Origin of the sequence: Rheinheimera metallidurans (assembly GCF_036983985.1) — a bacterium.
Classification (GTDB): Bacteria; Pseudomonadota; Gammaproteobacteria; order Enterobacterales; family Alteromonadaceae; genus Alishewanella; species Alishewanella metallidurans.
Map to the genome: position 1 here is coordinate 90,156 of NZ_JALAHQ010000006.1, position 16,185 is coordinate 106,340.

14 protein-coding genes are annotated in these 16,185 nt (G+C 44.2%); 8 read left to right on the forward strand and 6 right to left on the reverse strand.

Annotation, left to right across the window (positions count from 1 at the left end; all coding sequences use genetic code 11):
• Positions 1–49: 49 nt before the first annotated feature.
• Complete coding sequence (locus MN199_RS13830; protein ID WP_132586588.1) at positions 50–1,321, reverse strand: O-acetylhomoserine aminocarboxypropyltransferase/cysteine synthase family protein; 1,272 nt, start codon at positions 1,319–1,321, stop codon at positions 50–52.
• Between the two features lie 185 nt (positions 1,322–1,506).
• Between MN199_RS13830 and MN199_RS13835 the strand changes: the two genes are divergently transcribed.
• Both MN199_RS13835 and MN199_RS13840 read left to right on the forward strand, forming a co-directional pair.
• Complete coding sequence (locus tag MN199_RS13835; RefSeq protein ID WP_335739836.1) at positions 1,507–1,851, forward strand: hypothetical protein; 345 nt, start codon at positions 1,507–1,509, stop codon at positions 1,849–1,851.
• A gap of 190 nt (positions 1,852–2,041) precedes the next feature.
• Positions 2,042–2,674 carry a hypothetical protein gene (locus MN199_RS13840; RefSeq protein ID WP_335739837.1) on the forward strand — a complete coding sequence of 211 codons (633 nt, stop codon included), beginning with the start codon at positions 2,042–2,044 and terminating at the stop codon, positions 2,672–2,674.
• A 104-nt stretch (positions 2,675–2,778) separates the two neighbouring features.
• Here MN199_RS13840 and mnmE read toward each other — a convergent pair whose 3' ends face one another.
• The 5 genes from mnmE to rpmH all read right to left on the reverse strand — a co-directional run bounded on the left by mnmE (position 2,779) and on the right by rpmH (position 6,655).
• On the reverse strand, positions 2,779–4,155 hold the full coding sequence (gene mnmE / locus MN199_RS13845) for a tRNA uridine-5-carboxymethylaminomethyl(34) synthesis GTPase MnmE (RefSeq protein ID WP_335739838.1): 1,377 nt from the start codon (positions 4,153–4,155) through the stop codon (positions 2,779–2,781).
• A gap of 113 nt (positions 4,156–4,268) precedes the next feature.
• Entirely contained in the window at positions 4,269–5,909 is a 1,641-nt protein-coding gene (gene yidC, locus MN199_RS13850; protein ID WP_335739839.1) for a membrane protein insertase YidC, read from the reverse strand.
• Between the two features lie 3 nt (positions 5,910–5,912).
• Complete coding sequence (gene yidD / locus MN199_RS13855; protein ID WP_132586596.1) at positions 5,913–6,176, reverse strand: membrane protein insertion efficiency factor YidD; 264 nt, start codon at positions 6,174–6,176, stop codon at positions 5,913–5,915.
• The gene (rnpA, locus tag MN199_RS13860) at positions 6,131–6,499 is read right to left on the reverse strand and encodes a ribonuclease P protein component (protein ID WP_132586598.1); all 369 of its coding nucleotides are present in this window, start codon (positions 6,497–6,499) and stop codon (positions 6,131–6,133) included. Before rnpA ends, yidD begins: the two co-directional genes overlap by 46 nt.
• Before the next feature lie 18 nt (positions 6,500–6,517).
• Complete coding sequence (gene rpmH / locus MN199_RS13865; RefSeq protein WP_027670565.1) at positions 6,518–6,655, reverse strand: 50S ribosomal protein L34; 138 nt, start codon at positions 6,653–6,655, stop codon at positions 6,518–6,520.
• Positions 6,656–7,094: 439 nt separating this feature from the next.
• Here rpmH and dnaA point away from each other — a divergent pair, with 439 nt between their 5' ends.
• The 6 genes from dnaA to glyS all read left to right on the forward strand — a co-directional run bounded on the left by dnaA (position 7,095) and on the right by glyS (position 16,140).
• Positions 7,095–8,465 (forward strand): chromosomal replication initiator protein DnaA, encoded by a 1,371-nt coding sequence (gene dnaA, locus MN199_RS13870; RefSeq protein ID WP_132586877.1) that lies wholly within the window; start codon positions 7,095–7,097, stop codon positions 8,463–8,465.
• Positions 8,466–8,477: 12 nt separating this feature from the next.
• Entirely contained in the window at positions 8,478–9,581 is a 1,104-nt protein-coding gene (gene dnaN / locus MN199_RS13875) for a DNA polymerase III subunit beta (protein ID WP_132580687.1), read from the forward strand.
• Positions 9,582–9,586: 5 nt separating this feature from the next.
• Complete coding sequence (gene recF, locus MN199_RS13880) at positions 9,587–10,711, forward strand: DNA replication/repair protein RecF (RefSeq protein ID WP_335739840.1); 1,125 nt, start codon at positions 9,587–9,589, stop codon at positions 10,709–10,711.
• A complete protein-coding gene (gene gyrB, locus MN199_RS13885; protein ID WP_132580693.1) occupies positions 10,695–13,112 on the forward strand; it encodes a DNA topoisomerase (ATP-hydrolyzing) subunit B in 2,418 nt (805 codons plus the stop codon). The genes recF and gyrB overlap by 17 nt, the downstream gene beginning before the upstream one ends.
• Positions 13,113–13,174: 62 nt before the next feature.
• A complete protein-coding gene (gene glyQ / locus MN199_RS13890) occupies positions 13,175–14,083 on the forward strand; it encodes a glycine--tRNA ligase subunit alpha (RefSeq protein ID WP_132580696.1) in 909 nt (302 codons plus the stop codon).
• Positions 14,083–16,140, forward strand: coding sequence for a glycine--tRNA ligase subunit beta (glyS, locus tag MN199_RS13895; RefSeq protein ID WP_335739841.1), 2,058 nt, complete (start codon positions 14,083–14,085; stop codon positions 16,138–16,140). The genes glyQ and glyS overlap by 1 nt, the downstream gene beginning before the upstream one ends.
• The last annotated feature ends 45 nt before the right edge of the window (positions 16,141–16,185 follow it).

A 16,185-nucleotide genomic window follows, 5' to 3' on the forward strand; every position in this document is an offset into this window, starting at 1 on the left:
CCGGTTCGTTAGCGTAACTACCCTACCAGCGTGCTAGTAAATAGACGTTTTATACTGCCGCCACCAGCGCTTGGCTTAAATCGGCAATAATATCGTCAATATGCTCAATGCCAATCGACAAGCGGACTAAATCAGCAGATACACCCGCGAGTTTTAATTCTTCATCGTTTAATTGCCGATGCGTAGTGCTTGCTGGAATAGCGGCACAACTTTTCGCATCACCAATATTTACTAAGCGCAAAATTAATTTTAACGCGTCATAAAATTTCACTCCGGCGGCTTTGCCGCCTTTTAAACCAAAGCTCAAAATACCTGAAGCCTGACCTTGCAGATATTTTTGCGCTAAAGCATGGTCTTTATGCTCTGGCAACGCCGCATAATTTACCCAACTTATTTGTGGGTGCTGCTGTAAAAAGTGCGCAACTTTTAAGGTGTTTTCACATACACGTTCAATGCGTAACGCCAAGGTTTCTAAACCTTGTAGTAAGTTCCAAGCCGCTTGTGCCGATAACGCAGCGCCCATGTTGCGTAGTGGCACAACGCGTGCTCTTGCGATATAGGCGGCTTCGCCAATATCTTGGCTGTAATTAACACCATGATAAGACACATCAGGCTGGTTAAGTAATGGAAAACGTGCAGCATGCTTGGCCCAAGGAAACTTACCCGAATCAACAATAACGCCGCCAATAGTGGTGCCATGGCCGCCAATATATTTCGTTGCGGCATGCACTACGATATCGGCACCATGTTCAATCGGCCGCCATAAAAATGGCGTAGCCACGGTGTTATCAACAATTAGTGGTACGCCATGTTGGTGTGCAACCTCGGCTAACGCGGCAATATCAACAATAGCGCCTGACGGGTTACCAATGCTTTCGCAAAATATCGCTTTGGTTTTATCGTCAATTAATGCCGCTAATGCGGTTAAGTTGTCTTTATCGGCAAAACGTACCGTTATACCTTGGCGTGGTAAGGTATGAGCAAATAAATTGTAGGTACCGCCATATAGCTGATTAACAGAAACAATATTGTCGCCAACTTCAGCTAGGGTTTGAATAGCATAGGTAATGGCAGCCATGCCTGAAGCAACGGCTAAAGCGCCAATACCGCCTTCTAGAGCTGCAATACGTTGCTCTAGTACATGGCAGGTGGGATTCATAATGCGCGAGTAAATATTACCGGTTTGCTTTAAATCGAACAAATCAGCCGCGTGTTGTGCGCTGTCAAAACAAAAAGATGTAGTTTGATGAATAGGTACAGCTGCTGATTGTTGATCATCTGCTTGGTAGCCGTGGTGTAACGCTATGGTTTCCCGTTTCATAATAAAATCCTGTCTATGCGGTATGTGGTGAGCAATGTAATTGATTCAATATAAACATCTAGACGTCCAAATGTCAATAAGTGCGCTGTAACATTGCTCTGTGCAAACTACCGAGCAGAACGGTGGTTCTTAATAAACTTGATCTATAGTATAATTCAGAAAATATTTAATAAAATTAAGTAGATATGATAAATAAGATTGTTCTTGGTTTAGTTGTCTCTGGCTTGTTATTGGGCTGTGGCAGTAGTGAAACAAAAGACGTTGCCGTGTTGGTAGATACGGGCGTATTTAAAGACAGTAATCAAACGGGTGTATTTTATACGCCAAATATTGATGGGTATTCATCAGACTATAACTTTGGTATTAATTCAGAACTTTGCCAGAGTACCTATCGTGATCGCTACTATGAAACCGATAATGCACTGGTTTTTGGTGAGCCAAAGCTAGCAAATGACGATTTTTTTGCCGCTGCCGGTTGGGTTGAATCGTCATTTGCTAGCTTTAGCGGCAATGGCGATAACAAAAGCTGAATATTATGCGGCACGTACTAACGTAAGCTTAACCGCGCGGCAAAAATTAAGATAAGGCTTAAGTACTTTAAACCAAGCGGGTCAGCGTTACGGCAGTTTTGTTTACCCAGCGACTTTTGACCAAAATACAGATTATGCAACGGTTTCTGCTTGGCTAACGGCTACAGCACAACAAGCTAACTTAGACCAAGTGGCGCAAACATTAATAGCCGACCCCTACAGTGGCTACACCTCAGTTGAGCAAATACGTTTACAGAATAAGATCTACGTTTGTATTCATGAAAGCGGTTCAGATATAGGTTGGGGCGAGGGGCATTTAGCCGGTATTAATATTGGTGCTTATTCAAAAGGTGTGCCTTATAGCGTTAATCAATTAATTGTTCATGAACTGGTTCACAGTATGCAGTATGCGCTTTCAGCAGGCATTGAAGGCCTCAGTTTGCCGCGCTGGTTTAGTGAAGGACAAGCAGTTTATTTAAGCGGGCAGAACCGCGCCGCCGCGTCACAACATACCGAGTATGATCCCACTAAAGTCATTAATTTTTTCGACGAGTATGGCGACCCTGGCATTGCTTATAAGCATTATGGTTTAGCGTATCAATATGTGCAGGAAGCAAATGGTATAGCTAACATTAAGGCTATGATGAATAAAGTAAAAACGGATAAACAAGTACCCGTATTTCCATCAGTGACACAGCTGGAAAATGCAAACTACATTAAAGCCTTTGATGCGCTGATGGTCGACATAAACAAGAAGCCACTTACAGTAGAGCAATACCGTACTAACTATCACTCTTACCTTAATGACTTCGCTTCGAAGTAACACGGCGTAGTTTGGCAAGAAAATACAAAAAGGCAGTTAATTATTACAGTAACTGCCTTTTATTTTTGCTTGATAAGCTTGTTAGCACAGGGTGCGACGCGGTGCTATTTACCGATACAAAAACTCGAAAATATTCTGCCTAATAAATCGTCTGAGCTAAATTCACCGGTAATTTCGTTTAAATATTGCTGAGTTAAACGCAACTCTTCAGCCAGTATTTCGCCGGCAATATAACTTTGTAGTTGTTCTTGGCCTATGGCTAAGTGTTCAGCCGCGCGGTCCAGTGCATCTAAATGACGACGGCGGGCTAAAAAGCTGCCTTCCGTGCTGGCGTCAAAACCAATGCATTGCTTTAAATGCTCGCGTAATGCGTCTATACCGACACCGGTTTTTGCCGATAACCGGTATACCGGAACGGTGCTGTTATTCTCTGTGCTTAAGCTTGGCGTCATTGACTCGCCGGTTAAATCGGCTTTATTTCTAATTACGGTAACGCCTAAGTTGGCGGGTAATCGGTCAATAAAGTCGGGCCAAATATCATGCGGATCAGTAGCGTCGGTGGTAGTGCTATCAACCATAAATAATACCCGGTCGGCTTGGGTTATTTCTTGCCAAGCGCGTTCAATGCCAATTTGTTCTACCGCGTCGGTGGCTTCTCGTAAACCTGCAGTGTCAATGATATGCAGCGGCATACCATCGATATGAATATGTTCGCGCAGTACATCGCGGGTGGTGCCAGCAATGTCGGTGACAATGGCGGCTTCACGCCCGGCTAAAGCGTTTAATAAGCTAGATTTACCGGCGTTTGGTCGACCGGCGATAACTACTTTCATGCCTTCGCGCAAGATACTGCCTTGGGCTGCTTGTTTTTTTACGGTAGCTAAGTAATCGATAATGTCGGCAAGATCAGAGGCAACTTTGCCATCAGATAAAAAATCTATTTCTTCATCTGGGAAGTCGATAGCGGCTTCTACGTACATTCGTAGGTAAATAACCTTTTCTACTAGTTCATGAATACGCTTTGAAAACTCGCCTTGTAACGATTGCATCGCGCAGCGTGCTGCTTGTTCACTGCTGGCATCGATTAAATCGGCAATGGCTTCTGCTTGGGCTAGGTCGAGTTTATCGTTTAAAAACGCGCGTTCAGAAAATTCACCCGGCCGAGCAATGCGCACATTGGGCAGTGCTAGCACTTGTTTTAATAGCATATCAAGTAGTACCGGCCCGCCATGGCCTTGTAGCTCTAATACATCTTCACCAGTAAATGAATTTGGCCCTGGGAAGAACAAGGCGATGCCCTGGTCGAGTATCTGTTGTGTTGCATCATAAAACGGCAGATAGTCGGCGTAGCGCGGTTTGGGCAGCTTACGCAGTATGGCTTCGGCTACCGCTTTAGTGTCAGGGCCAGAAATACGAATAATACCTACACCGGCGCGGCCCGGTGCGGTGGCTAAAGCTGCGATGGTGTCGGTGGTAAACATGCGTTGCCTCTTAATAGAAAAAGCCTGTCGCGATAGGCAAACAGGCTTGTTGTTCAACGGCAAGGCAATCATCATTTTTCTGCTACATGATGACACCTAACCGCGTTAGCTGATTAAGCTTTTTTAGTGTGTAAGCCTTTCTTTTCCATACCTCGGTAGATGTATAACATCTGAGCTAAAGAAATTAAGTTACTCACAAACCAGTACAGTACTAAGCCACTTGGGAACCATAAGAAGAATACTGAGAATGCCACTGGCATAAACATCATAATCTTCTGTTGCATAGGATCTGTTACTTGCATTGGCGTTAAGCGCTGCATTAAGAACATGCTGATACCAAACAGTATCGGCAATACGTAATACGGGTCTTGTGCCGATAAGTCGTTAATCCATAGCATAAATGGTGCATGACGCAACTCTACGCTTTCAACGAATACCCAATATAACGCTAAGAAAATAGGCATTTGCACAATCATTGGCAAGCAGCCACCCATAGGGTTAACTTTTTCTTTGCGATAAAGCTCCATCATCGCTGGGCCCATCTTTTGACGGTCGTCTTTGTAGCGCGCTTGCAGCTCTTCAATTTTTGGCTTCAAATTACGCATTTTCGCCATAGACTCGTATTGCACCTTGGTTAGAGGGTACATACCGCCTTTAACAATTAGCGTAATACAAATGATGGCCAGGCCCCAGTTCACGACAAAGCCTTGAATGGTGGTCAGTAACCAAAATAATGGTTGAGAAATAAACCACAAAAAGCCGTAATCGACAGTTAAGTCTAGGCCGTTAGCAATGGTTGCTAATTTGTCTTGATCTTTAGGGCCAGCATAAAAGGTGCTGGTTAAGGTGATTTCACTACCCGGCTGAATATTTACCGCAGGGCCTTTGGCACCGATAACCGCTTTGCCGTTAAATATTTTCGAGTATAACTGGTTTTCAGCTGCTGTTTCTGGCACCCATGCGGCAACAAAATAATGTTCCAACATGGCAACCCAACCACCTTGTGTGGCTTCTAGCAGGTTTTTATCCTTAACATCGTCAAAAGAGTATTTGGTATAACGCTCTGATGAAGTGCCATAAGCGGTACCACGATAGATCGGCATCATCATGCTGCTTTTTGCGCCGCTTTCTATCGTTTGTACTAAATGTTGATAAGGCTGTACGGTTTTTACTTCCGCACTTTGGTTTGTAATTAAATAATCTACCCGGACATCATAATGGCCTGCGGTAAAAGTGAAGCGTTTTTCAATATGCAAACCGTTATAGTCAAAGGTGAGTGGCACGATTAACTGTTCAGCGCCATCGGCTAAATGATAACTGCTTTGTACTGAATTATAGACTGGGCGAGCATTGCGGCCATCATCAGGCCCGTCGCGACCAATTAAACCGCTTTGTGCGACGTATTCAAAATCGTCTTTGCGGCGCATTAGCGGGTATGCATCACCTTGGCCTTTATTTAATTCAAAAGCAGGCAACTCTAAAGCTACGATGTCACCACCACGGCTATCAATATTAAGCTGTAGTACGTCGGTGTTAACGCTAATCGTTTTTGCCGTTGCTACTACTGCCGCGGTTTCTGATTGTTCGGTATCAGCAGTGGTTAACTGTAAATCGGCAGCGCTGCTACCGGTGTTCTGGCTACTTTCTGTTACTGCTGTGACAGGCTTGGGTGCAGCGTCAATATTCCACTGCTGCCAGAGTAAAAAACTGACCAGTGCCAGACCAATAACTAATATACTACGTTGTGATTCCATGGCTTAGCTTTTCTCATTGTGCTTTTCAGGAACAGGATCATCACCGCCAGCATGTAAGGGGTGACATTTTAATATGCGTTTCGTAGCTAACCAACCGCCCTTTAGTACGCCAAAGCGTTCTATTGCTGTTATAGCATAGTGTGAGCAGGTCGGATGAAATCGGCAGCTTGGCCCAAATAGAGGGCTAATCAGTTTCTGGTAACCGCGTAGCAGCAGCAAAGCTAGGCTAATAGCGAAGCGGTGTACTGACGAGCGATTTTGCGCCATAACTTTTCCAGTTGCTTCTGTAACTCATCATTAGCAGTATTGCTAATATCACCTTTCACCATCAGTACTAAATCGACACCAGGCAATTCATGTTGATGCAAACGAAAGCTGTTACGCACGCAGCGCTTTATGCGGTTGCGTTGCACGGCTAATTTAACACGTTTCTTCGCGATAGTAAGGCCTAATCGAGCATGAGGTAAATTATTGGTTTTAGCTAAGATGGTAAACAGGGGAGAAGAAACCCGAAAAGGGAGTTGGAAGACGTTATCAAACTGACTGGGAGTTAACAGTCGTAACTCCCTGCCGAATTTCAAGCTGACCACGCAGCGCTTAACAGCTAATTAAGCTGATAAACGCTGACGGCCTTTAGCACGACGACGTGCTAATACTGCACGACCGTTTTTAGTAGCCATACGTGCACGGAAACCGTGGTTGCGCTTGCGTTTTAATACGCTTGGTTGAAAAGTTCTTTTACTCATAGTTTCACCCGTTTGGTCGAAATATTTACTAAAGGTCTCTGTGTTTTAGTAAAGGTACCAAAACGCAGCTAACAAAAATGAGCGCGAATTCTAAGTAGTTTAGGGGTCAAAGTCAATCTGATCCTACGTTTTATTCGCTACTGATCTTTACTGATCCTAGTTTAGCTAAAGTTTTCCACAGGTTGGCTATTTGCCGATGAATAAAGTGTGGGTTAATTTAGATTTTGCTTAAATTTAACGCTGAAAAAGTAGCGCTAATTAGAAAATGAATGATATTAATTTAGTGTTTAAATTCAGTATTTTATATTGTTTTTCTTTGGCAAAGTCTTAATTTTAAAAAGTCAATATTGATGTTGTGGATAAGATAGTACCATAATGTCTGCTTCGTTAACTTACGCCAGCCTTTTTAATCATAATAACTAAGGCTTCAGGAGATATGGTGTATCAGTCCGTTTGGCTAAATTGCCTGCAAGCACTACAAGCCGAATTGCCCGCCCAGCATTTCAGTATGTGGATCAGACCGCTACAAGCTGACAGTTCAGACTCTGGGCTGACGTTGTATGCACCTAATCGTTTTGTGCTGGATTGGGTACGTGAAAAATATTTGAACCGAATAATGGAGCTGATCCATGATTACTGTGGTGATGATGCACCACGGTTGAAATTTGATGTTGGCTCTAATCAGGCCAATAGAGCGCGCACTAGTGCACCGCCTGCGTTTGTACCTACCTCTGCACCGCCCGTTGCGTCGGTTGCTAAAGAAATTCCTGAGCCAGCACCTAAAATGATTACTAGCAACGTGCGTGCTATGTATACCTTTACTAACTTTGTTGAAGGTAAATCAAACCAGCTTGCCCGTGCTGCAGCAAGTCAGGTCGCCGATAATCCGGGCACAGCTTATAATCCACTATTTATTTATGGCGGCACCGGCTTAGGTAAAACGCATTTATTACATGCGGTAGGTAATGGTATTTTAGCGAAAAAGCCGGATGCCAAAGTTATCTATATGCATTCAGAGCGCTTTGTGCAAGATATGGTTAAAGCTTTACAAAACAACGCTATAGAAGAATTTAAACGTTACTATCGGTCGGTTGATGCCTTGCTTATCGATGACATTCAGTTTTTTGCTAACAAAGAGCGTTCACAAGAAGAATTTTTTCACACCTTTAACGCCTTGCTTGAAGGTAACCAACAAATAATTCTTACCAGCGATCGTTACCCCAAAGAAATTGACGGTGTTGAAGACCGCTTAAAATCTCGCTTCGGCTGGGGCTTAACGATTGCCATTGAGCCGCCAGAGCTAGAAACGCGAGTGGCTATTTTGATGCGTAAAGCGCATGAGAACCAAATTCGCTTACCGGAAGAAGTCGCCTTTTTTATTGCCAAACGCTTACGCTCTAACGTACGTGAACTTGAAGGTGCGCTCAACCGAGTTATTGCTAATGCTAATTTTACCGGCCGGCCTATTACAATCGATTTTGTTCGTGAAGCCTTACGTGATTTACTTGCGCTGCAAGACAAGCTAGTTACGATTGAAAATATTCAAAAAACAGTGGCCGAGTATTACAAAATACGCGTTGCTGATTTGCTGTCAAAACGTCGTTCGCGTTCAGTCGCGCGGCCAAGACAGATGGCGATGGCTTTATCAAAAGAGCTAACCAACCATAGTTTGCCTGAAATTGGTGATGCTTTTGGTGGGCGTGATCATACAACAGTGTTGCACGCATGCCGTAAAATCGAGTCGCTTAAAGAAGAAACACACGAAATAAAAGAAGATTTTCAGAATTTAATCCGTACCTTGTCATCGTAAAGGGACTTGTTCATGCAATTTACCATTAACAGAGACGCCTTACTTAAACCGTTGCAAATGGTGTCCGGCGCAATTGAACGTCGTCATACATTACCTATTTTATCTAACGTGCTACTTGAAGTAACCGAAGACACATTATCGTTAACCGGTACTGATTTAGAGGTTGAGCTAGTCGCGACTACAGATGCGCTAACAATACAAAGCCCAGGCAGAGTTACGGTGCCTGCCAAAAAGCTGTTAGATATTTGTCGTAGCTTGCCGGAAAGCGCTGATATAAAGGTGCTATTGCAAGGTGATAATTGTATTTTGAGTTGTGGCAAAACTAAGTTTACTTTGTCGACACTCAGCGCGTCTGAATATCCAAATTTAGAAAGCTGGCAGGGTGAAGTTGACTTGCAGTTGACCCGAACGCAACTGCGTAAATTGTTAGACGATACGGCTTTTTCTATGGCCAATCAAGACGTGCGTTATTACCTAAACGGTTTATTGTTTGAAGTCGATAATGGTGCGGTTAAAGCTGTAGCTACCGATGGCCATCGTTTGGCGTTAAGTGGTCTTGAGTTGCCAGATTTAGTTGCCCAGCAAAAGCAGATTATTATTCCACGCAAAGGCGTGTTAGAAATTATGCGCTTGTTGGCGAACGATGGCGAGCTTATTACGTTAAGCTTAGGCCAAAACCATATTCGTTTAACCGACGCTAACTATGTTTTTAGCAGTAAATTAATTGATGGTCGTTTCCCTGATTATCGTCGGGTTTTGCCACGTAATAGCACTAAGTTAGTTACCGCGCATCGTAGCGTGCTTAAAGACGCCTGTACTCGCGCTTCTATTTTGTCGAACGAAAAATACCGCGGAGTACGCTTTACGTTGTGTAGCGGCGAGTTGCAAATTGTGGCAAACAACCCCGAACATGAGCAAGCAGAAGAAATTATTGAAGTTGAATACCAAGGCGATAAGTTAGAAATTGGTTTTAACGTGGGTTATCTACTTGATGTACTGAATACGCTAACCACCGATCTGGTGTTGCTACATTTAAATGACGCGAACTCTAGCGCGTTAGTCGAAGGTGTAGGTAATGTTGGCGCATCTTACGTCGTTATGCCAATGCGCTTATAACACCTATGTCACTGCTGTCTCTTAGCGCTAGCCAGTTTCGTAATTTGACGGCAGTATCGTTGCAAGCGCATCGCCAGTTTAATTTAATTATTGGCATGAATGGCAGCGGTAAAACCAGTTTATTAGAAGCTATTTACTATTTGGCGCACGGTAGGTCATTTCGTACCAGCCGCACGCAGCGCCTGATACAGCATGATGAGAATAGTTTTGTATTGCATGCTAAAGTGTCAGAGCAACAGCAAACGCATAGTTTAGGTTTGCAGCGTGACAAGCAAGGCGATTTGCTACTAAGACTGAATGGCGCCAATGTAAACAGGCTTGCTGAATTTGCGCAGTTATTACCAGTACAACTAATTACACCCGATAGTTTTAGATTGTTTTTTGGCGGACCAAAAGAGCGGCGACAGTTTTTCGATATGGGTTTGTTCCACGTGGAACAAAGTTTTTTTGATAGTTGGTTGCGGTTTAATAAAGTATTAAAGCAACGTAATGCGTTGCTAAAAACTAGCCGGCAATACGGCAGCCAATTTGAATTTTGGGATCAACAGTTTGCCGAGTTAGCTTTTGAGCTACAGCAGTTGCGGGCTAAGTATGTTAACCAGTTAGAAGCTGCATTTCGTACTTTAACTGCTGACGCCGAGCAACCACTAATGGCTGAATTAAACTTTCAATTGCAACAAGGTTGGCCAGAACGCGTAGCAACTGCTGCGGATTTACAACAGTTGTTGCAGCAAAGTTTTACGCAAGATTACCGAATGGGCTTTACCCAATATGGCCCTCAAAAGGCCGATTTAAAAATAAAGAAAGACCAATGGGCTGCAGAAGAAGTGTTATCCCGTGGTCAGTTAAAAGTGTTATTATTTGCGCTTAAAATTGCGCAAAATAATGTGATACGGGACAGCGGCAGGAAGCAGCCGTTGTTACTGATTGATGATTTAGCGTCGGAATTAGACCAGCAGTCTACCCGACAGATATTTAGTTATTTACGCGATATAAACTCTCAGGTTTTTATTACTGCAATTAACGCTGAACAGGTTTCACCATTTATCGACGCCGGGCAACTGGCGATGTTTCACGTGGAACATGGGCAGCTAACAGCACGGACAGATAACGATGGCCGAACAACATAATTACGATTCCTCGAGTATTAAAGTATTAAAAGGACTGGATGCAGTTCGTAAAAGACCGGGTATGTACATCGGTGACACTGATGATGGTACAGGCTTGCACCACATGGTGTTTGAAGTGGTTGACAACGCTATCGATGAAACGTTAGCTGGCCACTGTACTGACATTTGGGTAACCATTCATAGTGATGGTTCGGTGTCAGTGCGCGATAACGGCCGCGGTATCCCAACCGATATGCACGAAGAGGGTGTATCGGCGGCTGAAGTTATTATGACAGTACTGCACGCAGGCGGTAAGTTTGACGACAATTCATACAAAGTGTCAGGTGGTTTGCACGGCGTAGGTGTGTCTGTTGTTAACGCGCTGTCTGATAAGCTTGAACTGACTATTCGCCGCAGTGGCAAAGTGCACCAGCAGATTTACCATTTAGGCGTGCCGCAGATGCCGCTTACTGTCATCGGAGAAACCGAAGACAAGGGTACATCATTGCGTTTCTGGCCAAGCCCAACCGTGTTTAGTGATATTAATTATCACTTTGAAATTTTGGCTAAACGCTTACGTGAGCTATCATTTTTAAACTCTGGCGTTAGTATTATTCTTAACGACGAGCGTAACGATAGAAAAGACCATTTTAAATACGAAGGTGGTATTGAAGCCTTTGTGCAGTATTTAAATCGCAGTAAAACCAGCGTGCATCCAAAAGCGTTTTATTTTACCGACCAGCGTGAAGATGGTATTTCGGTTGAAGTTGCGATGCAATGGAACGATAGCTACAGCGAAAACGTGTTCTGCTTTACCAATAATATTCCACAGCGTGACGGTGGTACTCACTTAGCCGGTTTCCGTGGTGCGTTAACTCGCGTATTAAACACCTATATTGAACAAGAAGGTTACGCCAAAAAAATGAAAGTGCAGGCGTCAGGTGACGATGCGCGTGAAGGCCTAACTGCGGTAGTAAGTGTTAAAGTTCCTGATCCTAAGTTCAGTTCACAAACTAAAGATAAACTAGTTTCGTCAGAAGTGAGATCAGCAGTTGAAAGCGTGATGGCAGAGAAGCTTAATGAATATCTGCTAGAAAACCCAGGTGATGCAAAAATAATTGTAGGTAAAATTGTTGATGCGGCGCGCGCGCGTGATGCTGCACGTAAAGCACGGGAAATGACTCGCCGTAAAGGTGCGCTTGATATTGCCGGTTTACCTGGCAAGCTAGCGGACTGTCAAGAAAAAGACCCTGCATTGTCTGAACTCTATATAGTGGAAGGTGACTCAGCGGGCGGCTCTGCAAAGCAGGGGCGTAACCGCAAGAACCAAGCGATACTGCCGTTAAAAGGTAAAATTCTTAACGTTGAAAAAGCCCGTTTTGACAAAATGCTGTCATCACAAGAAGTGGGTACGTTAATTACCGCTTTAGGTTGTGGTATCGGCCGCGAAGAATATAACCCAGACAAAACACGGTATCACAGCATTATTTTGATGACGGATGCTGACGTTGACGGTTCACACATTCGTACCTTGCTACTCACGTTCTTTTATCGCCAAATGCCGGAGTTAATTGAGCGCGGCTATATCTATATTGCTCAACCACCACTGTATAAAGTGAAAAAAGGCAAACAAGAGCAATATATTAAAGACGAAGCGGCATTAACTGAATATTTAACCACTCTGGCGTTAGATGAAGCGTCATTGCATGTAAACCCAGATGCACCAGGCATTGGCGGTGAAGCATTAGAAAAGTTAGTGCGTCAATACCACAGAGTGTCAGCAACCATTACTCGCTTAACGCGTAAAATACCGTTTAATTTGTTAAACGAGTTAATTTACGTGCCTGCTTTAGATGTGGTTCAAGCTAAAGGTGCCGCCTATAGTGAGCAGTGGGCTAAAACACTGGTTGACCGCTTAGAAGCAAAAGAAGGTGATGGCTCAAGTTATCGCTATGACATTCACGAAGACCGTGAGCGTCAGTTATTCTTGCCTAAAGTAATCATTCGTCAGCATGGTATAGACAACGAATACTTATTACATCATGACTTCGTTACGTCGCGTGATTATTTAAGCATTGCCGAGTTAGGTGATGAAATTCGTGACTTAATGGAAGCAGATAGCTTTGTGCGCCGCGGTGAAAAAACCAAGCCAGTTGAAACCTTCCTTGAAGCGTTAGAGTGGTTGATGAGTGAATCTAAGCGTGGTCTTTATATTCAGCGCTACAAAGGTTTGGGTGAAATGAACCCTGAGCAACTATGGGAAACCACGATGGATCCGAATACCCGCCGTATGCTGCAGGTTACCATTGAGGATGCCATTGGTGCTGACCAGCTATTTGCAACGCTGATGGGCGACCACGTAGAGCCACGCCGCGCCTTTATTGAAGAGAACGCGTTGTACGTCGCCAACTTAGACGTATAGTAATAATCAGATAAAACTACAGGGGCTTCGGCCCCTCAGTCATTTTAGCGAGTTAGAAGCGAATGCATAAATACGATACTAAAACCTTTCAGGGCCTTATTTTAGCCCTGCAAGATTACTGGGCACGTCAAGGTTGTGTCATTGTGCAGCCGCTCGATTTAGAAGTGGGTGCGGGTACGTTTCATCCCATGACTTTTTTGCGCTCGTTAGGGCCGGAGCCAACCAACGTGGCTTATGTACAGCCTTGTCGACGACCAACCGATGGCCGCTATGGCGAAAATCCTAACCGATTACAGCACTATTACCAGTTTCAAGTAATCCTGAAACCTTCTCCCGATAATATGCAGGAATTGTACTTAGGTTCATTACGTGAATTGGGCATAGATACGCTGGTACATGATATTCGTTTTGTCGAAGATAACTGGGAATCACCAACGCTTGGCGCTTGGGGCTTAGGTTGGGAAGTATGGCTAAACGGTATGGAAGTGACGCAGTTTACTTATTTCCAGCAAGTCGGCGGCTTAGAGTGTCGGCCAGTAACGGGTGAGATTACCTACGGTTTAGAGCGCCTAGCTATGTATATTCAGAGCGTAGACTCAATTTATGATTTGGTCTGGGCTGACGGTCCGTTGGGCCGTGTTAGTTATGGCGATGTGTTTCATCAAAACGAAGTTGAGCAATCAACCTATAATTTTGAGCACGCTGATGTCAGCGCATTATTCGCCTCTTTTGATCAGTGTGAAAAAGAAAGCCAATATTTAATTGAGCAAGGCTTGCCGTTACCGGCTTATGAAAAAGTAATGAAGGCCTCGCATGCGTTTAACCTATTAGATGCACGGCATGCTATTTCGGTAACCGAGCGCCAGCGGTATATTCTACGGGTAAGGGCGCTATCAAAAGCTTGTGCTGAAGCCTATTATGCCTCGCGTGAAAAGCTCGGCTTTCCTTTATGTCGTAAGCAGGAGGCATAATGTCTGCACCAGATTTTTTTGTTGAAATTGGTACTGAAGAGTTACCACCAAAAGCGCTTAGAACCTTAGCCACCGCCTTTGCGGATAGCCTGCAAGCTGAACTAGAAAAGTTAGAGCTTAGCCATGCTGATGTACACTGGTACGCGGCACCACGGCGTTTAGCGGTGCGTATTAATGCATTAGCACCGCAGCAAGCAGATAAAGTAGTTGAGAAGCGCGGACCCGCACTTAGTGCCGCATTTGATGCCAATGGCAATGCAACTAAAGCGGCGCAAGGCTGGGCAGCCGGTTGCGGCATTAAGGTTGATCAAGCTGAAAAGTTAGAAACCGATAAAGGTGCGTGGTTACTGCATAAAGCCTTAGTTAAAGGTGCCAGCGTTGTTAGCTTGTTACCTGAGGTTGTGGCTCAAGCATTAGCCAAGCTGCCCATCGCTAAGCCAATGCGCTGGGGTAGTTCAGACGCTGAGTTTATTCGCCCTGTACAAACTGTTGTTATGCTTTATGGCAATGATGTGGTGCCTGCCACTATTTTAGGTCGTGCTAGTGGTAACCAAACACATGGTCATCGCTTTCATGCGCCAGCTAAGTTAACTATTAATAACGCTGATCATTATTTAACTGCATTACGTCAAGCTTACGTCGTTGCCGATTTTGCCGAACGTAAAGCCTTTATTGCTGAAGGCGTAGAAAAGGCAGCAGCTGAGCACAAGGGTAAAGTTCAAGTAGATGACGCATTGCTTGAAGAAGTTACCGCGCTAGTAGAGTGGCCAGTGGTGCTAGTGGGTAGTTTTGATGAAAGCTTTCTGCAGGTACCAGCAGAGCCACTAATTTCAACAATGAAAGATAACCAAAAGTATTTTCCATTGTTAGATGAGAACGGCAAGTTAATGAATAAATTTATATTTGTGACTAATATTGCCAGTAAAGACCCGCAGCAAATTATTTCTGGTAATGAAAAAGTGGTGCGACCGCGCTTAGGCGACGCCCAGTTTTTCTTTAATACCGACCGTAAGAAAACGTTGGAGCAACGTTTAGACAGTCTAAAAACGGTTTTATTTCAGCAGCAGCTGGGTACACTGGCGGAAAAGTCAGAGCGGATCAGCAAAGTTGCTGGTTTTATCGCAGAAAAAATTGGTGCGGATAAGCACTCTGCAGTACGTGCAGGTTTGTTATCTAAAGCAGATTTAATGACCAATATGGTGGGTGAGTTTCCAGAAGTGCAGGGCATTATGGGAATGCATTACGCCCGGCTAGATGGTGAGCACGAAGCGGTAGCTTTGGCATTAAATGAGCAGTATATGCCACGCTTTGCGGGCGACCAACTACCAAGTCGGTTAGAAGGTGCAGCTGTTGCTATAGCCGATAAGCTAGATACATTAGTGGGTATTTTTGGTATTGGCCAAGCACCGAAAGGTGATAAAGATCCGTTTGCGTTGCGTCGTGCAGCAATAGGTGCACTGCGGATCATGGTAGAGAAACAGTTACCTTTGGATTTACTTGATATTATAGCCTTTAGCCAGCAAACGTTTGCCGATAAGCTCAGTAATGTTAACGTTGCCGCTGACGTGCTTGATTTTATGCTAGGCCGTTTCCGTGCTTGGTACGAAGCTGAAGGCTATAGCGTCGATGTAATTCAAGCGGTACTGGCGCGTCGACCAACTGATCCGTCTGATTTTGACCGTCGAGTAAAAGCGGTAGCGCAGTTTCGTAAGCTAGATTCTGCACCTGCTTTAGCTGCAGCGAATAAACGTGTAGCAAATATTCTCGCGAAAGTAGAGGGCGATATTGCAATAGCAGTAAATCCTAGCTTATTACACGAAGTTGCGGAGCAAGCACTGTACACCGCGATAGTTGCCGAACAAGCTTACCAAGTTAGCCAACATAGCTATACTGAAGGTCTAATGCACCTAGCATCGATGCGTGATGTTATTGATACCTTCTTCGACCAAGTAATGGTTAATGCTGATGATGTAGCTGTACGTACAAACCGCTTAGCGTTATTAAAACAGTTACGAGAGCTATTTTTACAAGTGGCAGATATTTCAGTATTGCAGTAGTAATAGCGGCCCAATAACAAAAAGCCAGCATGATAGCTGGCTTTT